The sequence below is a fragment of the Pseudomonas hygromyciniae genome (assembly GCF_016925675.1).
Lineage (GTDB): Bacteria > Pseudomonadota > Gammaproteobacteria > Pseudomonadales > Pseudomonadaceae > Aquipseudomonas > Aquipseudomonas hygromyciniae.
In genome coordinates this window covers 5204824-5216124 of the sequence record NZ_CP070506.1, presented here as the reverse complement: position 1 = coordinate 5216124, position 11301 = coordinate 5204824, and the positions used below count along the sequence as shown (strand labels likewise).

The 11301-nt window shown below is 59.0% G+C and carries 9 protein-coding genes; 5 read left to right on the top strand and 4 right to left on the bottom strand.

Annotation, left to right across the window (positions count from 1 at the left end; translation table 11 throughout):
- Window positions 1-162: 162 nt before the first annotated feature.
- Window positions 163-1683 carry an acetaldehyde dehydrogenase ExaC gene (gene exaC / locus JTY93_RS23365; RefSeq protein WP_029292280.1) on the bottom strand — a complete coding sequence of 507 codons (1521 nt, stop codon included), beginning with the start codon at window positions 1681-1683 and terminating at the stop codon, window positions 163-165.
- 290 nt (window positions 1684-1973) lie between these two features.
- Here exaC and JTY93_RS23360 point away from each other — a divergent pair, with 290 nt between their 5' ends.
- The 5 genes from JTY93_RS23360 (at window position 1974) to JTY93_RS23340 (ending at window position 7914) form a co-directional block, all read left to right on the top strand.
- Window positions 1974-3896 carry a sigma-54-dependent Fis family transcriptional regulator gene (locus JTY93_RS23360; RefSeq protein ID WP_205479640.1) on the top strand — a complete coding sequence of 641 codons (1923 nt, stop codon included), beginning with the start codon at window positions 1974-1976 and terminating at the stop codon, window positions 3894-3896.
- A 397-nt stretch (window positions 3897-4293) separates the two neighbouring features.
- Window positions 4294-5400 (top strand): hypothetical protein, encoded by a 1107-nt coding sequence (locus JTY93_RS23355; protein WP_205479643.1) that lies wholly within the window; start codon window positions 4294-4296, stop codon window positions 5398-5400.
- A 261-nt stretch (window positions 5401-5661) separates the two neighbouring features.
- The gene (gene mpl / locus JTY93_RS23350) at window positions 5662-7011 is read left to right on the top strand and encodes a UDP-N-acetylmuramate:L-alanyl-gamma-D-glutamyl-meso-diaminopimelate ligase (protein WP_169997702.1); all 1350 of its coding nucleotides are present in this window, start codon (window positions 5662-5664) and stop codon (window positions 7009-7011) included.
- Window positions 7008-7637, top strand: coding sequence for a flavin prenyltransferase UbiX (gene ubiX, locus JTY93_RS23345; protein WP_038443595.1), 630 nt, complete (start codon window positions 7008-7010; stop codon window positions 7635-7637). The genes mpl and ubiX overlap by 4 nt, the downstream gene beginning before the upstream one ends.
- Entirely contained in the window at window positions 7630-7914 is a 285-nt protein-coding gene (locus tag JTY93_RS23340; RefSeq protein ID WP_205479645.1) for a YceK/YidQ family lipoprotein, read from the top strand. Before ubiX ends, JTY93_RS23340 begins: the two co-directional genes overlap by 8 nt.
- Window positions 7915-8064: 150 nt before the next feature.
- Here JTY93_RS23340 and JTY93_RS23335 read toward each other — a convergent pair whose 3' ends face one another.
- From JTY93_RS23335 to JTY93_RS23325, 3 genes are all read right to left on the bottom strand, one after another.
- Window positions 8065-8706, bottom strand: a complete 642-nt coding sequence (locus JTY93_RS23335) for an oxidoreductase (RefSeq protein WP_205478745.1) — start codon at window positions 8704-8706, stop codon at window positions 8065-8067.
- Between the two features lie 29 nt (window positions 8707-8735).
- The gene (locus tag JTY93_RS23330) at window positions 8736-10454 is read right to left on the bottom strand and encodes a C13 family peptidase (RefSeq protein ID WP_205478744.1); all 1719 of its coding nucleotides are present in this window, start codon (window positions 10452-10454) and stop codon (window positions 8736-8738) included.
- A 138-nt stretch (window positions 10455-10592) separates the two neighbouring features.
- Window positions 10593-11048, bottom strand: a complete 456-nt coding sequence (locus tag JTY93_RS23325) for a MaoC family dehydratase (RefSeq protein WP_169951243.1) — start codon at window positions 11046-11048, stop codon at window positions 10593-10595.
- Window positions 11049-11301 lie beyond the last annotated feature (253 nt).

The window sequence follows — 11301 nt, the reverse complement described above, 5'->3', positions numbered from 1 at the left end:
GAGATGCCGAGTATTTATGACGATTCAGTGTGGGAGCTGGCTTGCCAGCGATAGCGGCTTCACATTCAACATGAGTATTGGCTGTGCTGGCCTCATCGCAGGCAAGCCAGCTCCCACATTTGAAGGTATTTCAAATGTGGGAGTCGGTTGTCTGTTAGCGGGTTAGAAGAAACCCAGTGGATTGATGTCGTAGCTCACCAGCAGGTTCTTGGTCTGCTGATAGTGATCCAACATCATCTTGTGCGTCTCGCGACCCACACCGGACTTCTTGTAACCACCAAACGCCGCATGCGCGGGGTAGAGGTGATAGCAGTTGGTCCACACACGCCCAGCCTTGATCGCCCGGCCCATGCGGTAGGCGCGGTTGATATCGCGGGTCCACAAGCCGGCACCCAGGCCAAACTCGGTGTCGTTGGCAATCGCCAGCGCTTCGGCTTCATCCTTGAAGGTGGTGATGCTCACCACCGGGCCAAAGATTTCTTCCTGGAACACGCGCATCTTGTTGGTGCCCTTGAGCAGGGTCGGCTGGATGTAATAACCGGTGGCCAGGTCGCCGGTCAGTTTCTCCACCTTGCCGCCGGTCAGCAGCTCGGCGCCTTCGCCCTTGGCGATTTCCAGGTACGACAGGATCTTGTCGAACTGCTGCTCGGACGCCTGGGCGCCGACCATGGTGTCGGTGTCCAGCGGGTCGCCACGTTTGATCGACTCGACCTTTTTCATCACCACTTTCATGAAGTCGTCGTAGATCGACTCTTCCACCAGCGCACGGGATGGGCAGGTGCACACTTCGCCCTGGTTGAAGAACGCCAGCACCAGGCCTTCGGCGGCCTTTTCGATAAATTGCGGTTCGGCTTTCATGATGTCGGCGAAGAAGATGTTCGGCGACTTGCCGCCCAGCTCAACAGTGGACGGGATAATGTTCTCGGCCGCGCAATGCATGATGTGCGAGCCCACCGGAGTGGAGCCGGTGAAGGCGATCTTGGCGATGCGCTTGCTGGTGGCCAGGGCTTCGCCTGCCTCCTTGCCGAAACCGTGGACCACGTTCAGCACGCCCGGTGGCAGCAGGTCACCGATCACTTCCATCAGCACGTTGATGCCCAGTGGAGTCTGCTCGGCGGGCTTGAGCACCACACAGTTACCGGCGGCCAGGGCTGGCGCGAGTTTCCAGGCGGCCATCAGCAGGGGGAAGTTCCAAGGGATGATCTGGCCGACCACGCCCAGGGGTTCGTGGAAGTGGTAGGCGGCGGTGTGTTCGTTGATTTCGGCGCTGCTGCCTTCCTGGGCGCGGATGCAACCGGCGAAGTAGCGGAAGTGGTCAGCGGCCAGGGGGATATCGGCGTTGAGGGTTTCGCGTACGGCCTTGCCGTTGTCCCAGGTTTCGGTGATGGCCAGCAGTTCGAGGTTCTGTTCGATACGGTCGGCAATCTTGAGCAGCACCAGCGAACGGTCCTGGGCCGAGGTCTTGCCCCAGGCGTCAGCGGCGGCGTGGGCGGCATCCAGCGCCTTGTCGATATCCTTGGCTGTGGAGCGCGGGAAGTCGGCGATGGGCTTGCCGTTCACCGGCGAAGTATTGGTGAAGTAATTGCCATCGACCGGTGCCACAAATTCGCCACCGATGTAGTTGCCGTACTTGGCCTTGAACGAAACGATAGCGCCTTCAGTACCGGGGTGTGCGTAACGCATGGTGGGTATCTCCTGACTTCTTATGTTTATTGGAGTGCAGCATTGCTGCGCTTGATAAGCCTAGAGCAAAGGTCGGGCCAGTGCCTTGCAGCCCAGGTAAATCAAGGGCTTGAGGTTTGTTGCAAGGCGTTGCTGTGACACAGTTGGTACAGTCAGGGTGACACTTTGTGCCATAAGCGATACAGGTCGTGACCCATGGGTCGCCCCGGGATTGCAATGCGCCCAGGCCTGGAGGATGCTGGGCGTCCCGGTCCGCGGTGTGTTTCGCGCAACAGGAGAACAATAAGAATATGCATAACGATCATTTCAGTCGCCATGCCCGCCAAGTCCTGACGGTCGCCCGTGGCCAAGATCCACTGCACGGTCCCGGTAGCGATCCGTCGATTGCTCGCTCCTGGCTGCGTTGCGTGGAGGATTACCACCTCGATCCGGCGCTGACCATTGCCCCCACGGTACTGGAGCATGATCGCCTGCTGGAAAGCCGCGAGCGCTTGCAACAAGTGCTGCACATCGCCGGCAATGAAATGAACAATTTGCATCAACAACTTTCCGGCGCCGGCCACGCGGTGCTGCTGACCGATGCGCGCGGGGTGATCCTCAATTGCGTCACCGCGCCCACCGAGCGCAAGGTGTTCGAGCATGCCGGCCTGTGGCTCGGCGCCGACTGGAGCGAAGCCTGCGAAGGCACCAACGGCATCGGCACCTGCCTGGTGGAGCGCCAGGCCCTGACCATTCATCGCGACGAACATTTTCGCGGGCGTCATACCGGGCTGACGTGCTCGGCGAGCCCGGTCTTTGATCCCCATGGCGAACTGCTGGCGGTGCTCGACGTGTCGTCGGCCCGCGAAGCGGTTTCACGCCAGAGCCAGTTCCACACCATGGCACTGGTCAACCTCTCGGCCAAGATGATCGAGAGCTGCTATTTCCTGCGGCACTTCGAGAATCATTGGTTGCTGCGTTTCCACTTGCAGGCTGAGTCCGTGGGCCTGTTCAGCGAAGGGCTGCTGGCATTCGATGGCGAAGGACGGATCTGTGCGCTCAATCAAAGTGCACAGAACCTGCTGGGCCAGCCGCGTGGGCGTCTGCTGGGCCTGCCGGTAGAGATGTTCTTCGATTGCACCCTGGATCAATTGCTCGGTCGTGCCAGTGCCAATGCCAGCGCCAGTTGGCCGTTGCGCACCCGCGACGGACGTAGCGTGTTTGCGGTGCTGCGCGGCGAGGCCCGCCGGGCGCCAAGCCCGCAGGTGCAAGCACCGCCCAAGGTTGAGCGGCCCCGCTTGCCGGGGATTTGCATGGGGGACGAGGCGCTGCAAAGCGACTTTCGCAAAGCCTTGCGGGTCTTCGAACGTGATGTGCCGCTGCTGATCAATGGCGAAACCGGCTCCGGCAAGGAGGCCTTTGCCAAGGCCGTCCATCACGCCAGCCAGCGTGGCGACAAAGCCTTCGTGGCCCTGAACTGCGCAGCCATCCCTGAAAGCCTGATCGAAAGCGAGTTGTTCGGTTATCGCGGCGGCAGTTTCACCGGTGCCCGCAAGGAAGGCATGCAGGGCAAGCTGCAACAGGCCGACGGTGGCACGTTGTTTCTCGATGAAATCGGCGACATGCCCCTGGCCCTGCAAACCCGGCTGTTAAGGGTGCTGGAGGATCGGCTGGTGGTGCCCATTGGTGGGGAGCCGCAAGCTGTGGATGTCCGAGTGATCAGCGCGACCCACCGCAACCTGCTGGAACGGGTGCAAGACGCCAGCTTCCGCGAGGATTTGTATTACCGGCTCAATGGTCTGGAAATCGCCTTGTCGCCCTTGCGTGAGCGCAGTGACAAGTCGCAGTTACTGGATTTTCTCCTGGCACAAGAGGCGCAGGGGCAGTCGATAACACTTGAGCTTGATGCTCGCCGGGCGCTGCTGGATTTCTCCTGGCCGGGTAACGTCCGACAGCTGCGTACGGTGCTGCGTACATTGGCCGCACTGTGTGAGGGTGGGCGGGTAAGGTTGGACGACTTGCCGGCGGTCATTCGCCAGACGCCCTCCCAGACTCAGATCACTGTACCGCGGGGCAAGCAACCTTTGGAGGATGCCGAGCGCTTGGCGTTGCTTACCACGCTGGAGCAGCAGCGCTGGCATATGACCCTTGTCGCGGAGCAATTGGGTGTCAGTCGTAATACGCTGTACCGAAAATTACGCAAGCATGGCATCGCCCTGCGCTCAGCGCTCTGAGTGACGTAAAAGGCTGCTTTTGGTTTATTACTCCGTTCCTGAATAACTCACTCACGCCTTTGCTTTTTTTAAGGTGTGGGTGGGAGTGTCGTTAAAATCTGGTAGTACATATTTGTATTTGTTGTGGTTGTCAGGCTGTGCGTTAACTTTCAGAAGAGGGTTTGTAAAGTGGCTATTTAATCTGCCCGTTGTCTGTAATCGTTGCGCGGTATGTCGGTGTTAAGAAAGGTTGCGTGTGGAAAGAGGGGGGGATTTTAATTCTGTGGTTTATGGAACCGAATGTGTGTTTTTTGTACTCATAGGGAAAGGATGATTCACTGTTTTTGCTTTTTGGGAAGCAAGGATAAATAAGTTTGGTGACGCGTCATGTACGTGTTTTTACTCTATAGGTGAAGATATGAGTATTACAGGGTTTCCTGTTTTTGTTCCTTTGCAGGTGAAAGATGTGGAGGCGGGCTCGCCGAGTCAGCAGGCAGTCGGCGATACAAAAGTTGTGTCTGGTATGGAGAAATCAGCGGACAACCAGCAGAACCAGTTGTACAGCGAGGAAAGTATCGCTGGTGAAAAGCTGGATAACGGTTCTGTACGTACTAAGCGGGGGTTTAAGTCTCTTGGATTTCCCAGAATTTTTCCTTCAAGAAGGCCGACGATTTCGCCGGTTATCAGTGGGACACAGGGTCATTACAGACCGACTTCCCCTCTCGGTCCTCGTGGGTCCGTTAGTCCGACGAATAGCCCAGGGATAACTAATTTCAGGGCGTTGGTACACAGAACTCTGAACCCCGGCGCGTCAATCATTGGTCCAGTTAAGCCTGTAGTTGCCAAACCCAAGACATTTGGCGATATGGCCTACAATCTAATTGCGGCTGATCGCCTGGTCAAAGCCGGTGTATTCAAAACCGACACGCCTTTGAAGACCGTCGTGCGTGATGCTTTTATAGGGGCGTCGGTAAATGGGCTCGTTAGCACACCGTTGAGTATTGGTACTTATGCGGGATCTGTTTGGACCGGTGAAACCATCAAGGGTAACTTTACTCCCAATACCCCATTGTTGCCCCCGGCCCACCTGCCGGCCCCAAGTCAGCAAGCGAATGGAGTCGCAACAACAGCAACTAATACAGGCGAGCAAAACGCCGAAATGATTAAGTTGCGTATGGATAATACCGAGACAAAATTTCTATATTTGGCTAACACGACTCAACTGCTGGTTGAGGGCGGGGAGGCAAAGGCCCTTGGCAAAAGTCCGACCTGGCCGACCGAGACAAATGAACGTCTCAGTAATATTGAGAAGTTGTACGATGCGGAAGAGAAAAATATGCAGGCAATTGCAACGGAAAACGATTTTGTTTTCAAACCTTATAAAGGGGACGCCGCAAGCGAGCCTAAAACTGTTGCCGCTCGCCTGGATGCACTTGATAAAAGGCATGAGGCAGCCAATAACTTTATTGCGAGGATGATTGCCATTCGGGATGTGGAAGCAAAAGGGAAGGAAGATACTGCGTGATAAAAGCCTGTCTGTTTTTGGTTTGGTAGTTTGAGTGCTTGTATACTTTTTGAGTGGCGGCTATCAGGCCTGGTGTTGCGCAACTCTGCCTAAATGCCAGGCTTGATCTCAGTTTGTGAAATTGCATAAAGAGTAGAAAAAGCCAGCGGTTTATCAATGATGGCGACGCTCGCTGGCGGAAAAAATTGCACGCTAATCGCTAAAAGAGTGCGAATTTTCCCACCCTACGCTAACCTGCCTCGAAGTTTTACGAGGTCCACTATGCACATTCATATTCTCGGTATTTGCGGCACTTTCATGGGTTCGATGGCGGTCCTGGCCAAGGAGCTGGGCCATCATGTCACCGGTTCCGACGCCAACGTCTATCCGCCCATGAGCACGCAATTGCAGGCCCAGGGCATCGAGTTGACCCAAGGCTACGACCCGGCACAATTCGACCCGGTCCCGGACCTGGTGGTGATCGGCAATGCCATGTCCCGTGGCAACCCTGCCGTGGAATACGTGCTGAACAAAGGCCTGCCCTATGTCTCCGGCCCGCAATGGTTGGCCGATCATGTGTTGCAAGGGCGCTGGGTACTGGCAGTTGCCGGTACGCACGGCAAGACCACCACCAGCAGCATGCTGGCCTGGGTCCTGGAGCACGCGGGCATGAGCCCCGGCTTCCTGATCGGCGGCGTACCGCAGAACTTCTCGGTGTCGGCCCGCCTGGGCGATACACCGTTCTTCGTAATTGAAGCTGATGAATACGACAGTGCCTTCTTTGATAAGCGCTCCAAGTTTGTTCACTACCGCCCACGCACGGCGATTCTGAACAACCTGGAGTTCGATCACGCAGACATCTTCCCCGATCTGCCAGCCATCGAGCGGCAGTTCCATCACCTGGTGCGTACCATTCCCAGCGAAGGCCTGGTGATCCATCCGACCACCGAACCTGCCTTGCAGCGCGTGATCGAGATGGGCTGCTGGACCCCGGTACAAACCACCGGCGCGGGCGGGCAGTGGCAGGTCAAATTGCTCCGTGAGGATGGGTCCCGGTTTGAAGTGCTGTTCGAGGGCGAGGCCCAAGGCATCGTTGACTGGGATATGACGGGCCAGCATAACGTCGCCAACGCTTTGGTGACCCTGGCGGCTGCACGCCATGTTGGCGTGGTGCCGGCCATGGGCATTGCGGCGCTGAGTGCGTTCAAGAGCGTCAAGCGGCGGATGGAAAAGGTCGCTGAAGTAAATGGGATTACCATCTATGACGACTTTGCCCACCACCCTACGGCGATTGCCACCACCCTCGACGGCCTGCGCAAACGCGTTGGCGAGGCGCCGATAATCGCCGTTATCGAGCCACGCTCCAACTCCATGAAGCTCGGAGCACACCGCGACGGCCTGCCTGAAAGTGTCAACGATGCCGATCAGGTGGTGTGGTACGCGCCGGCCAACCTGGGCTGGGATCTGGCGGCGGTGGCCGAACTCTGCAGCGTGCCGTCGATTGTCAGCGATTCCCTGGAAGGCATCATCGAGCGGGTCAAGAGCCAGGCCAAACCCGGTACCCACGTGGTGATCATGAGCAATGGCGGCTTCGGCGGCTTGCACGGCAAACTGGCCGAGGCGCTGCAATGAGTGGGCCGGAGCGCATTACCCTGGCGATGACCGGCGCGTCCGGCGCGCCTTACGGGTTGCGTTTGCTGGACTGTTTGGTGCGTGAAGACCGCGAAGTGCATTTCCTGATATCCAAGGCTGCGCAATTGGTGATGGCTACTGAGACTGACGTCTCGCTGCCGCCCAAGGTGCAGATGATGCAGGCGTTCCTCACCGAATACACCGGTGCGGCGGCGGGGCAGATCAAGGTCTATGGCAAGGAAGACTGGATGTCACCGGTGGCCTCCGGTTCCGGTGCGCCTGCGGCGATGGTGGTGGTGCCGTGTTCCACCGGCACGTTGTCGGCGATCGCCACCGGCGCTTGCAATAACCTGATCGAGCGCGCGGCGGACGTGACCTTGAAGGAACGCCGCCAGTTGATCCTGGTGCCGCGTGAGGCGCCTTACTCGAGCATTCACCTGGAGCATATGCTCAAGTTGTCGAATATGGGCGTGACCATCCTGCCTGCATCGCCGGGTTTCTATCACCAGCCACAGACCATTGATGACTTGGTGGATTTCGTGGTGGCGCGGATTCTCAATCTGCTGAATATCCCCCAGGACATGTTGCCGCGTTGGGGCGAGCATCATTTGAGCAGTGATGAATAAAATCTTGCTGATGCTGCTGGCGCTGCACCTGACAGGCTGCGCCACGGTGCGCACCCTCGATGCGGCGAAACCTGGGGCGCCGGTGGTGTATGCGGGGACACGCCTGGACTTGTATGCGATGCAAGGTGGTTGTTGCGCCATGGATCGCTTCGGCGCGCAAGCGCCGAGTTATCCGGGCCTTGATCTGCCAGCCAGTGCATTGCTCGACACGCTGCTGTTGCCGCTGTCGGCGTTGACGGTGCTGGGGGTTGGGTTTAATGCGACGGGTGGGTTGTAACGCTGAGCCAAGGTTTAACACCGACCTGAAATGTGGGAGCGGGCTTGCTCGCGAAGGCGCAGTGTCAGTCACCTGATCCATTGACTGACACTGCGCCTTCGCGAGCAAGCCCGCTCCCACATTGGGGCGGTGCAAAACTGTTGAACAGACTCACTTGCCGAGCTTGCGCAACTCATCCGACTCGACGATCCGCACTCCATCCTGCTCTTCCAGCGCCAGGCGCCACATGGCCCGGGCCAGTTCACACACTTCAATGCCACGATACTTGCCGGGAATCAGCCGCGACAATGGCCCCACGAGCTTTTCTGCCAGGCGTGTTTCCAGGCGTTCGCCCAGCAGCAGCGAGGGCCGCACGATGGTCAGTTGCGGCCAGTCCTGGGCCTGCAAGGCCTGCTCCATCTCACCCTTGACCCGGTTGTAGAACACCGAGGATTTCGGGTCGGCGCCAATTGCGCTGATCACGATCAGGTGCCGCGCCCCCATTTCCCGGGCACGCTTGGAGAATGCGACGACCAGGTCCAGGTCAACGGCGCGGAACGCCTGTTCGGAACCTGCTTGCTTGAGAGTGGTGCCCAGGCAGCAGAAGGCCAGGTCCACCCGGCCGCTCAGTTGTGGCAGCAATATGCTAGGGTCGCCGACCGGGTTTTCCAGGTGCGGGTGTTCGGCCAGCGGGCGGCGGCTGGGCGCCAATACGCGGGTGACGGTGGGCTCGTTGAGCAGGCGGTCCAGCAGATGTTCCCCGGTCAAGCCAGAGGCTCCGGCAAGCAATATATGCTGAGGCGTCAAGTACATGGTGTTTCCCCCCTTGATACAGTTTCAGCTTAGTTGCTCTTTGCTTCCTTGCTATTGATAGAGACGCTTTCCAGCGCCTTTCGTGCCTGCTGTTTGCGTAATAATTGCCAGCGGGCGATGACGCTCTTGGGGGCCCAGATCTGTGGTTCGGAGGCTTCGAAGTTGTCAGCCATTTCGCGTTCGGTCACATGCCGTTGGGCCAGCTTGAAGGCGTGTTGCAAATCGTCGGTCTGGGTCAGGGCCTGGGCGAACAAGGCATCGCCAAAGTAGGTGAAGTCGGCTTCTTCCGAGCAGCCAAACGACACACGATCGGCGCGGGAGGCGGTCATGATCAGGGTGTGATCATCCTTGAGTGCCGGGATGAATCCACCGGAGTAACACGCTGAGATCACGATGACCTTGTCACGGTTTTTCAGCGGCGCCATCACCGCTGCCAGTTCGTCGCTCGGCAGGTCGGCCAGCTCCATGCGGGGTTGGTCGAGCACCAGTTGGTGTTCGTGGGTGCCGTGGCTGGTCAGGTAGATAAACACCAGGTCTTCGGGGCCGGTGCGCTCGGCCAGGGTCTGCACGGCGCGGCGCAGGCTTTCGCGGGTCGCCATCGGGCGGTCGGCGATATGGTCGCGGTGGTTGACCAGGCGGATCTGCCCGCGGGCGCCGAAACGGCTGGCCAGCAGGTTGCTGACATAGTCGGCCTCGCGCAAGAACACGCTTTGCTTGCCGTCGCCGGCCACCACCAGGGTGTACAGCTCGACCGCCGGGGTGGACGCCGGCACGGCGGCGAGGGCGTCGTCGAGCAAGCGGCCCTGGGCCAGTACCCCGACCTCCAGGGCATCGGGCAGCAGCTTGCCGTCGGCATCGCGTACGCGCAGGCCGTTGGCCCAGGTCCCGGCCTGCACCGTGCCATCGGTGAGCACCAGGGTGCCTTGCCCGTGATAGCTGTCGTTGTCGAAGCCACCGATGTAGAAACTGCCATCGCTGAGGTTCAGACGCCCTTCACCGGTAAAGCGCCAGTCACTGAATTGCCCGATGTAATGGCTGCCATCCACGCCGGTCAGCTCGCCTTTGCCGCTGAGGGCGCCTTCGCGAAATTCGCCGGTCCACACATCGCCGTCGGCGTTTTCGTAGCGGCCCTTGCCGTTGAGTTGGTTCTGCTTGAAGTGGCCGATGTACATGTCGCCTTCGGCGCTGTTGAAGGTGCCGTTGCCTTCCAGTTGGCCATTGACGAAGTGACCGCTGAACTGGTTGCCGCTGTCGTCGTTGCGCTGGCCTTCACCGTTGGGTTTGCCGTGGGCGAACAGTCCCTGGTACTGACTGCCATCCGCCAGCTCCAGGCGACCGAGGCCGGAATACTGGTCGTCCTTGAACTCGCCGCGATAGGTCATTTGCCCCTCTTTGAGGGTGCCTTCGCCGTTGCGCCGGCCTTGCTTGAAGCCGCCGATGTAGGTGTTGGCCGCCGTGGTCAGGGTGCCCTGGCCATCGAACAGGCCTTGCTGGAACTGCCCTTTATAGATCTCGCCGTTGCTGCCGTGCCATTCGCCCTGGCCATGCCACTGGCCCTTGTCGAACTGCCCGGCGTACCAACTGCCGTTGGGGTAGTCCACCCGGCCCTGGCCTTGCAGCAGCCCATCGACCACATCCCCGCGATAACGCCCGCCGTCCGGCAGCCGTGCGTCGGGCGGCAACAAGGGTTCGCCGTCGCCGCAAGCGGTGAGCAACAAGGCCAGAGCAAGGGGAACGATTGGGCGCATAGCGGGATCCGGATAATTGAGCGCCGAGTATGCCGCAGCGGGGGAAGCTATACCTAGTGGTCTGTGTGGTAATCATGACTTGTCGGCGATGGCGCCGCAGCGGGCGCTATCGCCGGCAAGCCGGCTCCTACGGATGTATCAGACGAAGCACAGTGACAATGACTCGGCGATGTAGGCGGGTTTTTCCTGGCCGTCGATTTCCAGGGTGCAGGTGGCCTTGAGCAGCCACTGGCCAGGCTTTTTCTCGGTGGCGTCGGTGAGGGTCACCGCCAGGCGCACCTTGGAATTGACTTTCACCGGCTGGATAAAGCGCACGCTGTCCAGGCCGTAGTTGACCGCCATCTTCAGGCCCTCGGGCATGATCAGGATGTCTTCGATCAACTTGGGGATCAGCGACAGCGACAGGAAACCGTGGGCGATAGTGCTGCCAAATGGGGTCTGGGCGGCCTTTACCGGGTCGACGTGGATGAACTGAAAATCGCCGGTCGCTTCTGCGAACAGGTTGATACGCTCCTGGTCGATGGTGAGCCATGCGGAACGTCCCAGTTCCTTGCCGACATAATCATTGAGTTGCGCTACAGGTACGAAGGGCATTGCGACTCTCCTTGGTTCATCAGTCTGTCTCCCTGTAGGCGCGAGCTTGCTCGCGAAAGTCGTCAACGATAACGCGGGCATCCTGGATATGCCCGGTGCCTGGACGACCTTCGCGAGCAAGCTCGCTCCTACAGGGTGTTGTTGTTTTAGGTGGATTCCCGAGAACCAATGTAGATCATCATGGGCAAATGGCCCGGTCAACCCTCCATGCTTTTGGCGAATGCCTGTTCATAGGAGCGGCGTGCTTATAATG

Bases quoted from the DNA above. Each gene is read 5' to 3' on its own strand.
- exaC (WP_029292280.1), bottom strand. From the start codon at position 1,683: ATGCGTTACGCACACCCCGGTACTGAAGGCGCTATCGTTTCGTTCAAG.
- JTY93_RS23355 (WP_205479643.1), top strand. From the start codon at position 4,294: ATGAGTATTACAGGGTTTCCTGTTTTTGTTCCTTTGCAGGTGAAAGAT.
- JTY93_RS23340 (WP_205479645.1), top strand. From the start codon at position 7,630: ATGAATAAAATCTTGCTGATGCTGCTGGCGCTGCACCTGACAGGCTGC.
- JTY93_RS23325 (WP_169951243.1), bottom strand. From the start codon at position 11,048: ATGCCCTTCGTACCTGTAGCGCAACTCAATGATTATGTCGGCAAGGAA.
- mpl (WP_169997702.1), top strand. From the start codon at position 5,662: ATGCACATTCATATTCTCGGTATTTGCGGCACTTTCATGGGTTCGATG.
- JTY93_RS23335 (WP_205478745.1), bottom strand. From the start codon at position 8,706: ATGTACTTGACGCCTCAGCATATATTGCTTGCCGGAGCCTCTGGCTTG.
- JTY93_RS23330 (WP_205478744.1), bottom strand. From the start codon at position 10,454: ATGCGCCCAATCGTTCCCCTTGCTCTGGCCTTGTTGCTCACCGCTTGC.
- JTY93_RS23360 (WP_205479640.1), top strand. From the start codon at position 1,974: ATGCATAACGATCATTTCAGTCGCCATGCCCGCCAAGTCCTGACGGTC.
- ubiX (WP_038443595.1), top strand. From the start codon at position 7,008: ATGAGTGGGCCGGAGCGCATTACCCTGGCGATGACCGGCGCGTCCGGC.